Source organism: Autumnicola tepida (genome assembly GCF_031846485.1).
Taxonomy (GTDB): Bacteria; Bacteroidota; Bacteroidia; order Flavobacteriales; family Flavobacteriaceae; genus Autumnicola; species Autumnicola tepida.
In genome coordinates, this window is the sequence record NZ_JAVRHQ010000024.1 from 18662 (window position 1) to 35381 (window position 16720).

Here is a 16720-nt window from a genome sequence, read left to right on the forward strand (position 1 = left end):
TATTTTTAAATTCTGGAAACAAAAGGATCTTTAGCCTAAAACTGCTTCTTCCTCAAACCGTATCATATTCTTTTCAGTTTTCTTCCGCAGGTAACTATTAATAATCTGGTGGGTATGGAATGTGGATTCCTGTAGCTTCAGGAAGGGTTCATAAGCTTCAAAACTGCTAATTTGAGCTTCAGGCCCTACAAAACCATAGCCCTGGTATCGCCCCTCTCTTACAAGAATAAAAGCTTCTTCGCCGGGTTCTCTTCCTTTTTCTTTAATAATATAGGTTTGCTTTGCTGTACTTAAAGAAGCAATAGCATTTTTTACTTTGTGGTTATAGTTTTCTACAGTTTCACTCCCGTTGCAAATTCCCTCGCAATTTTTAATACTGTAATGGGAACAGACTTTCACGTTAGATTGCAGCGTACAATATTTAGGGCAGAGGCTGAAATCTTCACAAAGCTTTTCCAGCATCTCCTGCGCCTCGTTTCTTTTGTAAAAGGTGTGAACAGAATCCTGTATTTGTTTTGTTTGGCCTATTGCCAGCTGGACAATGCCTCTTTGATTAATGTAATTGATGATCTGGTACGTCCTGGTTGGCTTCTTTTGTGCCCGGTTATATTTTGGGTAATGCCTTAGGATATAGTCTGACTCCAACAGCAGTGCAATCAATTCACTTCCTGTGGTTTCAAAGTCTATAAAGCTTGTTTCCTGGCCAAGGTGATATTCCCTGGATTTCTTATCATAAAAATGGGACAATACCCGCTTTTGGATATTTTTGGCTTTCCCGGCATAAATTATCTTATGATGCCGGTCTTTAAAAAGATAAATCCCCGGGTCTTCCGGCAAATCATTAATTTGTTCAGCCGGGATGTGGGGCGGTAAAGTCGCGTTTTTAGAATGTGGATGTAGAAAGGAATTGATTACCTCACCTCCTTCATCAAGTTCCATCAAGCGTTGAAAAAGAATTACCGTAGCATCGGTATCTCCTTCAGCACGATGTCGGTTTTGCAGGGGAATATTAATGGAACTGCACAATTTACCCAGGCTGTATGAAAAAAGGCCAGGTATAAGTTTTCGGGAAAGGCGTACCGTACAAAGCTTTTTCCTTTTAAACTCTCTGCCAAGAGCTTTAAACTCATTCCTCAGCACATTATAGTCAAAATTTACGTTGTGCGCCACAAAAACCGCTCCCCTTGTAAATTCATCAATATCATCTGCCACTTCATGAAATTTAGGGGCCTCTGCCACCATTTCATTATCTATACCTGTTAGGGAGGTAATCTGGTGCGGAATAATTTTTTCAGGATTTACCAGGCTGGTGTATTTATCTATAACCTCAGCTCCTTTTAGAAGAACTATGCAAATCTCGGTAAGACGGTTTCCACTTATACCACCACCTGTAGTCTCCACATCTATAATCGCGTAAGTTTTCTCTTCCATCCCTACAAATATATTTAAATTTGGATTATTTCCAATATTAGGAATAACTCCTACTTATTATTTTTATGCTGAAAAGAAGCAACTATTAATTTGCTGCCTGCTACAAATAATTGATAATCAATGCTTATTTTTAAAAGACATTCTGCTTCAGCCAAAATTCTAATGTAAATGAAAAAAGCTATATTTCTATTTCTTCTTTGTATGCTGCTTTATAGTTGCTCCACACTATCTAAATCACAAATTGAAAGTGTACATCAGTTTGGAGAAGTTACCAGTAATTTCTCTGCATATCCTTCAGCAATAATGAACGAGCTGGCCAAGATACGGGTAAAAAGGGGACTCTATTACGCCAGCACTTTAACAGATCCTGAGAGGCACCTTAATGAACTGGACAGCATATATAGCCAGAAAAAATACGACTATGAAGTATCTGAAAAAATTGATATTACCTTCAGGGTCATCGATAAATATGCCCAATCACTTATCCTGTTATCTTCTGAAGATTATACTGCCAGTCTTCAAAGCCACGTTGGTGAAATTGGCGTAGGTATGGATTCGCTTGTAAGCCTGTACAATACTAAAAATAATACCAGAAACTTACCACCCGGGATTGGAGAGGCACTGGGAAATATAGTAAGTTACGGCGGAGGCCGCTACATAAGGGGGAAACAGGCGGAAAAAATAAAGGAATATGTAACTAAAGCAGACACTTTAATTGCTGTAATGACCACTAATCTTTTGGAATACCTGGAATCTTCTAATCTTCAGGAATTAATTTCCTACGAACAAAGCATGATTAGACGTAACTACCTTACCTATTTACAATTAACTGAAGTAAATACTTTTGAATCGCAAAGGGATTATTTGGATCTAAAAAGCAGTTTAGATGCTGCAAAAGACCTGAGAGTACAAACTATCCAGGCAACCAAAGATTTAAAAGCAGCGCATGATGAGTTAGTTGAAGTTCTTCATAAGAAGCAAAAACTAGAGCGAACTATCAGTGAACTTCAGGTATTTTACCAGCAGGTGAAAAACCTCCAACAAACGCTGAATGCACTGAATCAAGATTAAAACATAGCTTATGAATACTGAAAAAATAAAAACGCTGGAAAAGTTGTTGGACACTATAGAAATAGTGGAAAATGCACGATCTATCGATGGCCTCACTCCTGAGGAAAGGGTGCAGCTGGAGGAAGCTTCGGTTAGTTTGCGAAACGTGGAAAGATCCATTATAAGGGTAAAGACTAACAAACTGGTGGAAACCCTTACTGCCGATGCCGTAGCCCTAGATAAACTTGCCGATGAAATAAACCATTCAGCAGAAAAATTGGCCGGTGTGGCAAAAGCAATAGAAAAAGCTTCCAATATCGTGAAAGCTTTTGTGAAATTAGCTGCAAAGGCAATTTCCGCAGGGTTGATTTAAATGGACTGACAAATCAGGTTTAATTATCGGCCCGGGGGAAAAGAATAGAAAAAGTAGTCCCTTCTTGAAGTTTACTATTTACCTTGATTTCTGCATCGTGTTCTTCCAGAATATTCTTGACAGAATTTAATCCCACTCCCACGCCGTTGGCCTTGTTTGTGTAAAAATTATTAAACAATTTCTCTTCCTGCTCTTTTTCCAGTCCGTGGCCATTGTCCGATATAGTAAATTCTACATCTGCCTCTTCTTCAGTAATTTTAATAGTAATTCTTCCCTTTCCGGGAGTGGTTGCCTCAGCAGCATTAATAATCAGGTTAAGCAAAGCTATTTCCAGTTTCTCCTTGTCGGCTAAAATAAAATATGGGCCATTATAATTCTTTTCAAGCCTGATGCCCGCAAGATAAATCCTGTCTGCTGCTTTGCCTAAAGTGTCATCAACTACATTTGCCAGGTTTTGCCTTTGGAGTTCTGTCTTTTTATATTTTGAAGCATTTAAAAGATCGGAAACAAGCTGGTTTAATGTATGGTTACTCCTGTTAAGGATATTAAGATAAGACTTCACTTCTTCTTTTTCCTGGCCCTTAACAGTATGCTCCAACATTTCTGTAGCCATTGCTATACTAGCGATAGGATTTCGAAGTTCATGCGCCAGGGTACGGGCAACGTCTCCAAAAATAGAAAATTGGCGGGCATTCATCAGCTCCTTCTGGGTTTGTTTCAAGTTTGTAATATTCCTCACTAAGAGTATATATTCATTTACCCAGGATTCATTTTTTCGGTCAAAAATAGTTCCCCGCACGCTAAACCACTCCCAGCTCTTCTTCTTTAATTTCAGACGTATTTCAATATCATATATATCTTCATCAGAAGATTTTAAAAGTTTCTGATGTAACTCTATAATTTTTTGGCGATCCTGCGGGTGAATGTAAGGCACAATTTCCTCCAGTGGCATACCTTCAATTCTTTCTTTAGTCAAGCCTTCTTCCGCATAAACGTCTTTATTTATGTAGCGGACATTCTTCTTGTTAAGATTGATAATTATAATAGATTCCGGGGTAGTTTTTACCAGTTGTTCCTTAAAAAGGACATTTCGGGAGAGTTGTTTGTTGGTATTGTATAGGGAGTGTTCCAGCTTCAGCCTTCGCAAATCTTCTTTATTTAATCTCGCCGAAAACCAGGAGGTATAAACAAGCCCGAAAAAGGCATAACTTATAGTATAGAATGTTATTCCCAGTTCTGTATCAATTTGGCGCGTACTTATGATGTATAGTAGCACGAAACTTAACAACAATGGAAGAATAACCAGGAATGGCAGTAAATTTCTGGCAAGTTTGCTTCCCACCTTTACCCCGGAAACAAAGTCAATATAGGTATGTCGGGGATTAGTTAAAGAAAGTGCCAGCGATAATACGAAAAAATTCACTGAAGTATGAAAAGCCATGGAATTGAAAACCAGCACCCTGGTGGTGGTAATGGCCTGCATAAAATAAGTTAGAATAGCCAGAAGAGCAATCAGTGTTACCAGTCCAAGGCTATATTTTGCTATTTTTTTGAAAAGCCTTTTTGATGAATTTGAAGCGATTAAACCCAGTCCAAAAAGTGCAAAGCACAATGCCGTTGTTCTTGCCATCCTTCCCGGAAATTGGGCAGAATAAGGATCCTGAATCAAAAAGTTGTCTATACTCAGGTTTATTTCAAGCAGATATTGAAGAAAACTAAGGCTACCAATTACCAGGATGGTAGTACCAAGGAAATAATTACAATAAGCCAAAGGTTTTTTCCGGCCAGTCCGGCATAAAACTCCCACAGAAGATAGCACGAATAATAATGCAGTATTCACCTTCATGGTAGGTGCGCCGGGAAAAATGCTTAGAAGAAAAGGTATCTTTAGAATCCATCCTATGAGCGTTGCAAGTGCTACTGAAAGAACCGCAGCCGAAAGAAACGAAATTTTTATAGACCTGCTTATGATGTGTTATAATTGCCCATTTCTTCTAAATTCAGACTAAAGAATTGGAAAGACCTGGAATTTTTTTTTAAAATTATACATCTATTAGGGATTAACAATTGTTAACATTCGCTTATTTTGATTATCGTTAAAAATATTATTAATAGCATTAATCTGCACATTCAATTCTTCCATTCGCGCTTTCCTCCTGCCTTTCAATATAATTTACCTGTTTGTGATAATCAGAAATTAATATAGCTTTAGGTGTATAAAAAAGCCACCGTATGAAAACGATGGCTTTGAAAAAAATAAAATTAATTTCTTAAGCAGGAATTTCCATTGCTGCTTTTTCCCTTTTCCAGTTTCGGTGCTTGCTGATGGCCTTTATAAATTTCTCAGGCTTTTCATTAATGCAAACCGCCTCGTCATCTTTAAAATCTTTACCATAAGTAGCATCAAAAAGTTTTTCTCCTTCGCTATCTACTGCTATGGCCTTGCAGTGCTTTAAAGCTTCATTAATAAACTTCCGGGCTTTTGCCTGTTTCATTAAAGCGTCTATGCTTTTCTTACCACCAGGAATGTAAAGCGCGTCAAAAACCACGCTTTCTGTGGTCATTAGTGCATGTGCAACTTTATGGCTGTCTCCTTTGTCGCATTTAATAGTGCCTCCGTGCACCCCCACAATTTGAACCATTGCCCCTTTCTCTTCCAGCGGCTTCTTCATTTTATAATAATCACTTTCGCTAAAGCCATCTCCAGCCAGTACGGCGATTTTCCTTGTGGCTATGCCTTCTGAAGGAAGAAATTCCTGGCTTAAGGCTTTTGACTTTTCCAGGTACATTTTTTTTGGCCCCGGCTGGTGCTTTTCAACATCTGCATCGGCTCCTATCGCCTGGTTTAGCGGACTATCGATTTCTTCAGGAATTTCCATGCCCAGATTTACAGAAACTTTTGCTGCCAGGTCTTCATCTATTTGAGCTAAAATATAAAGCATTCGCTGTTTTATATGATCGTAGGTACACTTTCCTAATTCAAAAGAGTATGCCTGCGCCACATGTTCCTGCTCATGTTCAGTTAAACTGCGGTAAAACAGGGCGGGTTGGGAAAAATGGTCATTAAAACTTTCACTTCGTTCCCTTATTTTTTTAGCGTCTATACGCTCTTCATAACTGTTGAACCCGCCTTCGGCTATCTTCGCCAGGTGAGGGCATCCTCCACCAATGGAGTTTGGAAAATAGGCTGTTTTTCCTTTGTTTACCGTCATTCGCATATGCGCGTCCCGCTGATTATTATGAACATCATTTACCGGGCGGTTAATTGGAATTTCATGGAAGTTTGGACTTCCCAGCCTAGATAGTTGCGTATCTGTATAAGAGAACAATCTTCCCTGTAGTAAAGGGTCATTTGTAAAATCTATTCCCGGCACTACATGTCCCGGATGGAATGCCACCTGCTCGGTTTCTGCAAAGAAATTATCCGGGTTTCGGTTAAGGGTCATTTTCCCTATGCGTTTTACCGGTACCATTTCTTCCGGAATTAGTTTTGTTGGATCCAGCAGGTCAAAATCAAATTTATGCTCGTCTTCCTGCGGCACCACCTGGAAACCAAGTTCCCATTCGGGATATTCTCCTGCTTCTATAGCATCCCAAAGATCCCTGCGATGAAAATCGGCATCGGCGCCATGAATTTTAACAGCCTCGTCCCAGGTTACGGATTTCACTCCCAGTAATGGCTTCCAGTGAAATTTCACAAAATGAGATTTCCCTTCAGCATTTACAAGCCTGAAAGTATGGATCCCAAAACCTTCCATCATCCTGAAACTTCTGGGAATCGCGCGGTCACTCATTAACCATATCTGGTTATGAAGCGTTTCTGTAGTGTGCGAAACAAAATCATAAAAAGTATCGTGGGCTGAAGCTGCCTGCGGAATTTCCCGGTCTGGTTCCGGCTTTACAGAATGAATTAAATCTGGAAACTTCATTGCATCCTGTATAAAGAAAATGGGCATGTTGTTCCCTACAAGGTCAAAAACACCTTCATCTGTGTAAAATTTAGTGGCAAAACCACGAACATCACGGGCAAGGTCTGCCGATCCTTTTGAACCTGCCACGGTCGAAAATCTTACAAAAACAGGAGTTTTTCTGGAAGTATCGGTAAAAATCCCTGCTTTTGTAATTTCTTCCTGGCTTTCGTAAAGTTCGAAATAGCCATGGGCTCCACTTCCTCTTGCGTGCACAATCCTTTCCGGAATACGTTCATGGTCAAAATGGGTAATTTTCTCCCTCAGGATAAAATCTTCCAAAAGTGTGGCTCCACGCTCCCCTGCTTTCAGGGAGTTATTGGTATCGTTCACCTTTAGCCCCTGATTAGTGGTCATACTTGTTCCCTTAGGATCGGAGGTATTCTTCTTGAGGTCTTCTATCTTTTTAGAAGGCTTTTCATTTTTTTCTTTCATAACTAATTTTGATTAGGTTGGAGATTAAAATTAAATTAACCTATAGAAAACCATTACAAAAAATTGTTAAACAAATGGTGCCAGTCTCTTAAAATATTTTACACAACTTTATCCAGACTTTTATGATTTTCTTCCGAAGCCATTTAAGTTGACAATAAAAAAAAGAACGTATTCTTGATTTATTTCATGGACGGACGCAATATTGCTTTAGTCCAGATTTACTAATTGACCAATTTTTAATTGATAATGAAAGAATTTCTCCTTTTTAATAAAGTACTTCCCCACAGCCTTCAGTCCTAAATTCAATGCTAATTGCTTATTTTATCCGTTAACTATTTTAGCTAATGCTTTAATTTAACTGCTGAAAATTATATTTGCCAGGTATGTCTTATTTTGGGAAAAACATCAGGAAGATCAGGAATGCCAAAAAGCTGAGCCAACAGGCATTTGCTGAAACATTCGATTTAAAACGTGGTACTTTAGGGGCTTACGAAGAAGAAAGGAGCGAACCCCGGATTGAGACTATTGTTAAAATAGCTAATTATTTTAGCATCAGCATAGACGATCTGCTCACCAAAGAACTTACCGGAGATAAGCTTTTAAAATTTAAAGACAACTTGCCTTTACAGGGAACCCTTAAAAATAAAAGTTTTCCTAAAGTACCCTGTATTGTGCCAGCCAGCCAACAGGATTATATTCAGCATTACGATAAACCATATTTTATAGAAGATCTTCCCTCCCTTTGTGTGCCGGTTGATCCAAAAGGAGTCTTCCGGGGCTTTGTGATTTCTAATGAAGATAACTTGGAGAATGAACGTGGCTTTAGGCCAAATGATATTGTTATTGGGGAAAAAGTTGAAGAAGAAGATTATTCTAAAACAGAAAACGGCAGCCTTGTATTTACTCTTGTAAAGGAACGTTTGAGCTTGCGCAAGCTCTACATCCTTGGAGAAAAAGTAACTTTAAAAGCTGCAAATAAAGAGATTGAGGACACTGAAATTTCTTTGACAGACCTGAAAGAATTGTGGCTGATAAAGTACACTTTTATGAAAAGAGTGACAGATAATACTTCAGCTTTGGCAAATAAGCTTGATTACCTGGAACAGGAATTTAAAAAACTTAAAGAACAGTTGTGAGGCCTTTCGCTTTCCTTGCTGCGAGAACCTCTTCCGCAGAAAAAGAATCCCAAAAACTTTCCTTATAGCCAGAGCATCTGTTACTATTGTAGTTATGAAATACTATATTTACAAGCGGTTACCTCTTCCTAAAATTTAAAACATACTATATGGAGAAAAGAATTCTTGTCCCCACTAATTTTTCGAAGCACGCATGGAATGCCCTGGTTTACGGCTTTGGCTTGTACAAGAATATTCCCTGCACCTTCTATGTGCTGAATGCGTATCAAAGCGGAAGCTCCCTTCCCGAAAAATTCTCATTATCTAAATCTTCCGGAAGAAACGCGCATGAAAAAGCCAGGGAGGAATCCCGGGAAGGGCTGGAAAAAATTTTACAGGGTTTATCCTTCCGAAAGGAAAATCAGCGGCATCAGTTTGAAACGCTATCCTCCAGCCAGCCCCTGCCTGAGGCTATACAGGACGCTGTGGACAAACATAATATAGACCTGATCCTTATGGGGTCAAAAGGTGAAAATGTTTCTATTAATTCGGCATACGAGAATACGGTAACGGCAATTTCAGAAAAAATTGAAAAATGTCCGATTCTTGTAATACCCGAAGAATCTTCACCAACTACAGATGTGGTAAGAGAAGTGGTTTTCCCAACCAGCTTCCGAATGATCTTTAAGCTTAAAGAACTCACTGCTCTTATGGACATTGCTTCCAGCTTTAAAGCAGGAATACTGGTACTTTATATAGATACTGATAATAAGGGCCTGAATAAAGAACAGGAGACTAACAAAAAAATATTAAAAGATTACTTCTCGAAATTTGATTGCAGTTTCCATACGCTTACAAAAACCACGATTAGCACCGGCACCCGCCTTTTTATTGAGAGCAGGCAAAGTGACCTCCTGGCAATTTATAAAAGGAAACAAGGCTTCTTCTCTAAATTATTTGCCCAGCCTTTCGTAGAGGAAATAGATTTTAATCCTAATATCCCGGTTTTGGTACTCAAGGAAAATGATTAAAACTGCTTAATTTCTATAAAATCTGGGAAAACCGAGGCTATTCTTCAATACCTTTTCCAGTAGCCGCATAATAAATGCCACCGTAAAGATGGTCCAAAAACCACTGATTTTTGTAAATCATTGGTATATGTCCCAGGGCAGTATAAAAAGCCCTTCCTCCATCATACTCGTGGTACCACGAAATAGGATGAAAATCCCCCATTCCTTTTCCAATCCGGTCCTGCATACCACCATTTTCAGCTTTGTCCCTGTTTTTCCAGGTCACTTCAGGATCATAGGAATTTTCATCAACTGCAATCAGGTAATTCAGCCCCCCGGTTTTTTCTTCCCCAAACTCGTACCATTCGTCGGTCCATAATAGTTTATCACCAAAATGTTCTAATCCGGGGAAATTATGGTCGAGAATATCCAGTCTCGCAGTTTGTTGTGCCGGATGAATATGGAACATCCTCCCCACCAGTTTTGTGTACCACTCCCAGTCATACTCAGTATCCGAAGCGGCATGCACACCAACATATCCATTCCCTGCTTCAATAAAATCTTCAAAAGCTTCCTGCTCCTGCTCAGTAAAGATATCTGCAGTGGTGTTCAGGAAAATTACCGCGTCAAAATTGTTCAACCTTTCGGCGGTTACCGGTTGTGCTTCCTGTTGCCTTTCCAGGCCAAAATTATGGGTTTCTGCCAGCCTTTCCACAGCGTCTATTCCATCTTCTATAGATTCATGGTGCCAGCCGGCGGTTTCGGTTATCAATAATACATTAAACTGTTTTTGCGCATTGGCAGAAATTCCGATAAATAATACAAAACCTGCAAGAATTACAAGCCTCACCATTTTTTTTAAAATCATTGTTTCTTAAATTTGTTTCAGGTTTAATTACCTGTCTCCATGCCGAAGATATTAATTTTCAAGAAGAAAGATATTTAAAATTTTCATGTTTTTAAATCTAAATCCATATTTCCCGCCCTTTTGGAAATGATTTTCTCCAACTCAACCCAAAAAGAGATTTCAGGAACAAATTTATTCCTGGTAATTTTCTTCCTTTACAATTGGGGCAAGTATTTCCCATACGTTTTTTGCCACGATTTCCTGTCCTTCAGCTGTTGGATGTATGCCATCCTGCTGATTCAGTTCCGGCTTTCCCGCCACATTTTCTAACAGGAAAGGAATTATATGAACATTATTTTTTTCAGCAAGTTCCGGAAAAATATTCCTGAATTCTGAAGTATACTCCTGGCCCATATTTGGCGGAATCTGCATCCCGGCTAGTATAATTTCAGTTTCAGGATTCTTTTCTCTAACAATATCAATAATAGCCTGAAGATTTTCCCGGGTCTCCTCCAGCGCAATGCCCCTCAGGCCGTCATTTGCACCTAGTTCCAACACAAAAACATCCACATTTTGCTTCAACACCCAATTGATCCGGTTCTTTCCCGCAGCAGTAGTCTCGCCACTTAAGCCGGCATTTATCACCCGGTAATCCAGGTTTAAAGAATCTATTTTCTCCTGGATCAAGGCTGGAAAAGTTTCATCGCTTTCCAGGCCGAGGCCGGCAGTAAGACTATTTCCGAAGAAAAGAATGGTTTTGGTAGCTTCATCTTTCTTTTTATCCGACGATATAACTTCTTCCTGATTTTGCCTTTTTTCTTCCTTCTTTTCGTTGCTATCCCCACAGGAAAAGAATACGAACATCAACAAAGCACAACATATTCCCAAGTTCTTCATAACATTCCCATTAAATAGAAATCATTTTTTTATTTTGTCTGCTTCAGCATGAAACAGAATTGTAAGATGGCGAAAATTTTAGAGGTAAGCAATTTAGAAAAAACCTATTCAAGCGGCAGCAAAACGCTTCAAGTATTATATGATATTAACTTTAAGGTAGAAAAAGGGGAACGTTTTTCTATTGTTGGCCCTTCCGGCAGTGGAAAAACCACTTTATTAGGGCTTTGCGCCGGCCTGGATCGCCCGGATTCCGGCAGCATCAGCCTGTGCGGTCAGAAGCTGGATAATTTAAACGAAGATGCACGGGCTTTGCTTAGAAACAGGAATATTGGTTTTGTTTTTCAGGACTTCCAACTGTTGCCAACCCTCACCGCCTTGGAAAATGTCGCTGTCCCGCTGGAATTACAATCTGTTAAAAACGCCTCTAAGACCGGAATGGAACTTCTGGAAAAAGTAGGCTTAGCCGATCGCTTTCACCACTACCCTTCCCAACTTTCTGGCGGGGAACAGCAAAGGGTGGCTTTGGCAAGGGCATTTTCCAATAAACCCGCAGTTCTTTTTGCCGATGAACCCACAGGAAACCTCGATGCTGAAACCGGTGAAAAAGTGGAACAGCTGCTTTTTGATCTGAACAATGACCTTGGCACCACACTTATAATTGTAACTCATGATATTGAACTTGCCGAAAAAACAGGCCATGTTTTAAAGCTGAAAGGAGGAAGAATTATCTCCAACGAAACTGCTGAAAAATGGTGAAAACAGATAGCAATTTTAGATCAAAAGCGGGATTCGGCTGGATATTAAAGATGGCCTGGCGCGACGGTAAAGCCAGCGGAAAAAAGCTAAGCCTGTTCATGGCCTCTATTATATTAGGAATTGCTGCCGTGGTTTCCATCCAATCTTTTGGGGATAATCTTAAAAAGAACATTTCCCTGCAGTCCAAATCCTTAATGGGTGCCGATTTTATTATAGATAGTGATCAACCGGCCAATGAAGAGGTGGAAACCATCATTGATTCCCTTGGCGGTCCTAACGGACAGGAAATAAATTTCGCTTCTATGGCCGCTTTTACTAAAAATGATGCCACCAAGCTGGTGCAGGTACGCGGAATAAAAGGTGGCTTTCCATTCTATGGAAATTTAGAAACAGATCCTCCGGCAGCGGCCGGATTGTACCAAAAACTTGGCGCAGCGTTGGTGGATGCCACGCTAATGCTACAAATGGGGATACAACCGGGCGACAGTATAAAAATTGGGAACAGCACGCTTCCTGTTGCCGGCGCCCTAAAATCTGTACCAGGCAGTACCGCCATTTTTAGCTCGGTAGCCCCACCGGTACTTATACCTTACAGATTTATAGAAGAAACCGGATTGGTGCAAACCGGCAGCCGCATAGATTACAAGTACTATTTTGTAGCCCCGGCCGGAATGGACATGGAAAAACTGGATCAAAACCTGGACCCAAGGCTGGATAAAGAAGACGCCGACCTGGATACCCATCTTTCCACCAGCCGCAGGATGGGCCGCAGGTATGAAAACTTTGGCAAATTTTTAAATCTTGTTGCCTTTATAGCTTTATTGCTTGGGTGTGTGGGCATAGCAAGTGCCATACATATCTACATTAAGGAAAAACTGAGGGCTGTTGCGGTCCTAAAATGCCTTGGTGCCAGTAAAAAACAAACTTTTTTAATCTACCTTGTTCAAATAGCAGTAATAGGATTTCTTGGCGGAATCCTGGGTACAGCAGGCGGACTTCTCCTGCAGCAGGTTTTCCCTTTGTTGCTGGGAGAGTACTTACCGGTGGACGTTCAAATTTCCCTGGCACCTCGGGCAATAGCTATGGGCTTGTTATTAGGCATTTCCATGTCTGTTCTTTTTGCGCTTTACCCATTAATGAGCACCTTATATGTTTCCCCTTTACAGGCACTCAGGGTGCAGGCAAAAAGCAGGTCACAATCTACCAAACCAGGAATTCTTGTACTTGCCGGCATTTTTCTTTTTATACTTTTATTTTCCTATTGGATATTAAGGGACTGGAAGTACTCCTTTTCTTTTGTAGCCGGGATAATCATCACCTTTTCTATTTTGGCTGGAGTGGCGCACCTTTTTATGCGCGGAATAAAAAAGTTCTTCCCTTCTTCCTGGGGCTTTGTTGCCCGGCAAAGCTTATTAAACCTATTCAGGCCGCAGAACCAAACCCTGATATTGTTTTTGGCCATTGGCGTGGGCACATTTTTAATCAGCACACTGTATTTTACAAAAGATATGCTGCTGGCCCAGGCTTCTATTGAAGAGCAATCCAACAGTCCCAATATGATCCTCCTGGATGTCCAAAGCCCGCAGCAGGAAGAAGTGAGCAAGACAATCAGGAATAAAAATTTAAAAGTCCTGGAAAATATTCCTATTGTGACCATGAATGTGCACAGCATAAAAGGAAAAACAGTAGATGAAATACGGGAAGACACTACCTCCCACGTAAACGGGTGGATTCTCCATCATGAATTCCGCACCACTTACCGTGATTCCCTAATTGATTCTGAAATTTTGCAAACGGGGGCATGGACGCCCACCGCAGGTGCAGGAGACACCGTCCCGATTTCGGTGAGTAATAATTTTGCTGAAGACGCCAAGGTTTCGGTAGGAGATGAAGTAACCTTTAATGTACAGGGGGTTTTGCTGAATACAACTGTAGGAAGTATAAGAATGGTTGACTGGAGCCGTATGCAACTAAATTTTTCAGTGGTATTTCCAACCGGAGTCCTTGAAGACGCGCCACAATTCAGGGTTTTTACCACAAAAGTTCCGGATGAGGGTTCTTCCGCAGCATTGCAGAAAGACCTGGTAAGAAAATTTCCTAATATCTCCATTATAGACCTGCGCCAGGTGCTTACGGTAATAGAAAGTATTCTTGGTAAAATTTCATGGCTAATTAACTTTATGGCCTTTTTCAGCATTTTTACAGGAGTTATTGTATTGCTGGGCGCAGTAAGGACCAGTAAATATCAGCGAATTAAGGAGAGCGTTTTACTCAGAACCCTGGGAGCAAGAAGCAAACAAATTTTTAAGATCCTGGCCCTGGAATATTTTTACCTTGGGCTTATAGGCGCCTTATCAGGGATACTGTTGTCCCTGCTGAGTAGCCAGATCCTGGCCTGGCAGGTATTCGAATCTTCCTTTGTGCCTTCTGCCGCTCCTTTCTTCCTGCTGTTACCGGGAATTATAATCCTGGTTCTGGTAATAGGCCTAAGCAATAGTATAAGCGTAATAAAAAGTCCGCCGCTTGTTATCCTCCGCAAAGAAGTGCGCTGATTTACTTATCCCGACCGGTGACATCATCCCAGGTAAAGTTTTCACTTTTTATAAGGGCCAAAAGCATATTTCTGCGCCTGTCCAGAGCTTCTTCTTCCACTCCCAGGGTCTGGTAAGGGAATTTATAAGATTTCACCGCCTCTTCTTCTGCAGAAGATACATGAAGGTAATTCTCGTTAATATGTTCAAGAAACCTGCTAAGAGCCTCCCGCAGTGGCTCCAGCTCCCTTTTAAGCTCTCCAGCCCCGGAAGAACTAAGCAAAATATTAATTGCTTCATCCAGCCTGGTAAGGTTCAGGCTCAGGCAAACTTCAGGATCTTTGTGGCTGTAAAAATGTAGTACAGGATAAGCCTGGTGATTTACCGCATGGCGGTCTATTTTTTCCTGAAGGGCCAGGAATTGCTGATAACTATAGGAAGTGTTCATTTTCAGGAACTTTTCAGCAATATCCTGCGGGTCTGTGCCTAAATTTTGAATACTAAGCGCTAATGATCGTTTATTAATTAAGGCTGAAGAAACCGAGAGCAAATAAGTCATGGAACTTGTAAAGAAAATAAAACCGAAAAAGGAAAAACAGCTCGTGAAAATCTCAAAAAGTACGGTCACAGGTTTGAAATTTCCCATTCCCAAGGTAGAAATGGTGTAGCCGGTAAAATAAAGCCTTTCCCAATCTGTTGCCACAACTCCCTTGCTATTAACAATTCCTTCCGGGTTTGATGAATACACCAGGAAAAGGCCCAGCCATACCATCATTACCCAAACCACCAATACCACAAGATTGACCACCAACCCGCTAAAATTAAAGGTCTTCCTTCCAAATAAGCCGGCCAGCGTCCTGGTAATTTTATAAGTAAATGTAGAAACAGGCTTAGTTATAATACCGGCACCGCTTCCTGAAAGAGTGGTAAAGAAAAAATCATAGATCACCAGCACCAAAAGAAGGGCGCCAAGTATGAGGTAAATAACTTCATTCATGCAAATAGTAATTTTTTGGGCGTGAAAATAAATTTACAGGAACAAAAGGGGAAATTCTAAAATTTAACGGCTTTTTAGAATTCGGAAAAAGGCTGGTAAGTAGTAATTCCCGATTGAAGTTATACCTTTGCCTCCTCCATTTCCAAAATGAATGAAAAAAAGATACTGGTTGCTCCTCATTTTCTTGATTTTTGCACTGGCTGGCTATTTTATGGGCCCTACTCCTCCTTCACCACATTACGCGAAGACGCTACCTGGTATTCCGGAAGGCCTTGAGAAACTCCAGGATTATGTGGCAAAAACAGAAGACACCATGCCGGTAAGAAAAGATAATGAGGCAAGAATCATCTTTCAGCAGGAGCCTCCCCAGGTGACGGAATATAGCATTGTTTATCTACATGGATTTTCCGGCAGTTACCGTGATGGTTATCCTGTAAATGTTCGGCTTGCAGATAACCTGGAAGCAAATATATACCTTGGCCGCTGGGCTGGACATGGTCTGCAACCATCTGCCGCCATGGATAATTTCTCTGCTGAAAATGCCTGGTATTCTGCCAGGGAAGCGCTTGCCATTGGCAAAAACATTGGAAGAAAGGTTATTATTTTAAGCACTTCCACAGGAGGGACACTTGCCATTAAACTTGCCGCGGAATTTCCCGAAAGCGTGTTTGCCATTATTAATATGTCGCCCAACCTGAAAGATGATCAGTTGGGAGCTTTTATGCTGAACACCCGCTGGGGCTACGAAATTGCCAATCTTATCACTCTTGGGGAAAAGAAAATTGAATATAAAGAACCTCGGGCAGCACAATATTTTGATACTATCTATCCTGCAGAAGCCCTAGTAGATCTCCAGGTGCTGGTAGGAACCAGTATGGTGCCTTCAACTTTTAAGAAAGTAAGTTGTCCCGTGCTCACTCTTTATTATCATGAAAATTTTTGGGAAGAAGATGAGCATGTGGAAGTTGATATTTATTCTGGAGTGCATGAGCAATTTTCTACTCCAGACTCATTAAAAAAACTGCAGCCCCTGGTTTCCCCAAAAACTCATTTCCTTGGAAGCGGCATAAGATCTGAAGATACAGAAGTAGTATTGAAGGAGATCATTGATTTTCTACAGAATAAACTTGAAATAAAAGAACTGGAGTAATTCATAAGCATCAGTTTCAGAAAATATATTGCTGCTGAAGCTAATCCTTATTTTTCCGGTTTTTACTTTTAATATTCCTAACTTACCGTAGCGAAAAATTTATTCCAGTAAAACCAGATTTATGAAAGCCTTCTCCATTTTCACTATTTTCTTCCTCCTG

General features: G+C 40.5%; 13 protein-coding genes. 7 read left to right on the top strand and 6 right to left on the bottom strand.

Going from position 1 to position 16720, the window contains the following annotated elements:
• Positions 1-30: 30 nt before the first annotated feature.
• A complete protein-coding gene (locus RM553_RS15840) occupies positions 31-1431 on the bottom strand; it encodes an exonuclease domain-containing protein (RefSeq protein ID WP_311535928.1) in 1401 nt (466 codons plus the stop codon).
• Positions 1432-1599: 168 nt separating this feature from the next.
• Between RM553_RS15840 and RM553_RS15845 the strand changes: the two genes are divergently transcribed.
• Positions 1600-2502: a hypothetical protein gene (locus tag RM553_RS15845; RefSeq protein ID WP_311535929.1), complete on the top strand. Its 903-nt coding sequence runs from the start codon at positions 1600-1602 to the stop codon at positions 2500-2502.
• 10 nt (positions 2503-2512) lie between these two features.
• Complete coding sequence (locus RM553_RS15850; RefSeq protein WP_311535930.1) at positions 2513-2854, top strand: hypothetical protein; 342 nt, start codon at positions 2513-2515, stop codon at positions 2852-2854.
• 19 nt (positions 2855-2873) lie between these two features.
• Here RM553_RS15850 and RM553_RS15855 read toward each other — a convergent pair whose 3' ends face one another.
• On the bottom strand, positions 2874-4700 hold the full coding sequence (locus tag RM553_RS15855; RefSeq protein ID WP_311535931.1) for a sensor histidine kinase: 1827 nt from the start codon (positions 4698-4700) through the stop codon (positions 2874-2876).
• Positions 4701-5124: 424 nt separating this feature from the next.
• The gene (locus RM553_RS15860; RefSeq protein ID WP_311535932.1) at positions 5125-7257 is read right to left on the bottom strand and encodes a catalase; all 2133 of its coding nucleotides are present in this window, start codon (positions 7255-7257) and stop codon (positions 5125-5127) included.
• A 383-nt stretch (positions 7258-7640) separates the two neighbouring features.
• Between RM553_RS15860 and RM553_RS15865 the strand changes: the two genes are divergently transcribed.
• Together RM553_RS15865 and RM553_RS15870 are read left to right on the top strand one after the other, a co-directional pair.
• Positions 7641-8393: a helix-turn-helix domain-containing protein gene (locus RM553_RS15865; protein ID WP_311535933.1), complete on the top strand. Its 753-nt coding sequence runs from the start codon at positions 7641-7643 to the stop codon at positions 8391-8393.
• A gap of 149 nt (positions 8394-8542) precedes the next feature.
• A complete protein-coding gene (locus RM553_RS15870; protein WP_311535934.1) occupies positions 8543-9403 on the top strand; it encodes a universal stress protein in 861 nt (286 codons plus the stop codon).
• Between the two features lie 37 nt (positions 9404-9440).
• Here RM553_RS15870 and RM553_RS15875 read toward each other — a convergent pair whose 3' ends face one another.
• Together RM553_RS15875 and RM553_RS15880 are read right to left on the bottom strand one after the other, a co-directional pair.
• Positions 9441-10250, bottom strand: coding sequence for a ThuA domain-containing protein (locus tag RM553_RS15875; protein ID WP_311535935.1), 810 nt, complete (start codon positions 10248-10250; stop codon positions 9441-9443).
• A 171-nt stretch (positions 10251-10421) separates the two neighbouring features.
• Positions 10422-11126 carry an arylesterase gene (locus RM553_RS15880; protein WP_311535936.1) on the bottom strand — a complete coding sequence of 235 codons (705 nt, stop codon included), beginning with the start codon at positions 11124-11126 and terminating at the stop codon, positions 10422-10424.
• Between the two features lie 66 nt (positions 11127-11192).
• Here RM553_RS15880 and RM553_RS15885 point away from each other — a divergent pair, with 66 nt between their 5' ends.
• Complete coding sequence (locus RM553_RS15885; RefSeq protein ID WP_311535937.1) at positions 11193-11882, top strand: ABC transporter ATP-binding protein; 690 nt, start codon at positions 11193-11195, stop codon at positions 11880-11882.
• Positions 11876-14434 (top strand): ABC transporter permease, encoded by a 2559-nt coding sequence (locus tag RM553_RS15890; protein WP_311535938.1) that lies wholly within the window; start codon positions 11876-11878, stop codon positions 14432-14434. The genes RM553_RS15885 and RM553_RS15890 overlap by 7 nt, the downstream gene beginning before the upstream one ends.
• Position 14435: 1 nt before the next feature.
• On the opposite strand, the gene RM553_RS15895 is transcribed toward RM553_RS15890, so the two are convergent.
• A complete protein-coding gene (locus RM553_RS15895; protein ID WP_311535939.1) occupies positions 14436-15410 on the bottom strand; it encodes an ion channel in 975 nt (324 codons plus the stop codon).
• Positions 15411-15561: 151 nt separating this feature from the next.
• Here RM553_RS15895 and RM553_RS15900 point away from each other — a divergent pair, with 151 nt between their 5' ends.
• A complete protein-coding gene (locus tag RM553_RS15900; protein ID WP_311535940.1) occupies positions 15562-16560 on the top strand; it encodes an alpha/beta hydrolase in 999 nt (332 codons plus the stop codon).
• The last annotated feature ends 160 nt before the right edge of the window (positions 16561-16720 follow it).

Excerpts from the sequence above, each read along its gene's own strand:
- RM553_RS15840 (WP_311535928.1), bottom strand. The coding sequence starts at position 1,431 with ATGGAAGAGAAAACTTACGCGATTATAGATGTGGAGACTACAGGTGGT.
- RM553_RS15845 (WP_311535929.1), top strand. The coding sequence starts at position 1,600 with ATGAAAAAAGCTATATTTCTATTTCTTCTTTGTATGCTGCTTTATAGT.
- RM553_RS15850 (WP_311535930.1), top strand. The coding sequence starts at position 2,513 with ATGAATACTGAAAAAATAAAAACGCTGGAAAAGTTGTTGGACACTATA.
- RM553_RS15855 (WP_311535931.1), bottom strand. The coding sequence starts at position 4,700 with ATGAAGGTGAATACTGCATTATTATTCGTGCTATCTTCTGTGGGAGTT.
- RM553_RS15860 (WP_311535932.1), bottom strand. The coding sequence starts at position 7,257 with ATGAAAGAAAAAAATGAAAAGCCTTCTAAAAAGATAGAAGACCTCAAG.
- RM553_RS15865 (WP_311535933.1), top strand. The coding sequence starts at position 7,641 with ATGTCTTATTTTGGGAAAAACATCAGGAAGATCAGGAATGCCAAAAAG.
- RM553_RS15870 (WP_311535934.1), top strand. The coding sequence starts at position 8,543 with ATGGAGAAAAGAATTCTTGTCCCCACTAATTTTTCGAAGCACGCATGG.
- RM553_RS15875 (WP_311535935.1), bottom strand. The coding sequence starts at position 10,250 with ATGATTTTAAAAAAAATGGTGAGGCTTGTAATTCTTGCAGGTTTTGTA.
- RM553_RS15880 (WP_311535936.1), bottom strand. The coding sequence starts at position 11,126 with ATGAAGAACTTGGGAATATGTTGTGCTTTGTTGATGTTCGTATTCTTT.
- RM553_RS15885 (WP_311535937.1), top strand. The coding sequence starts at position 11,193 with ATGGCGAAAATTTTAGAGGTAAGCAATTTAGAAAAAACCTATTCAAGC.
- RM553_RS15890 (WP_311535938.1), top strand. The coding sequence starts at position 11,876 with ATGGTGAAAACAGATAGCAATTTTAGATCAAAAGCGGGATTCGGCTGG.
- RM553_RS15895 (WP_311535939.1), bottom strand. The coding sequence starts at position 15,410 with ATGAATGAAGTTATTTACCTCATACTTGGCGCCCTTCTTTTGGTGCTG.
- RM553_RS15900 (WP_311535940.1), top strand. The coding sequence starts at position 15,562 with ATGAAAAAAAGATACTGGTTGCTCCTCATTTTCTTGATTTTTGCACTG.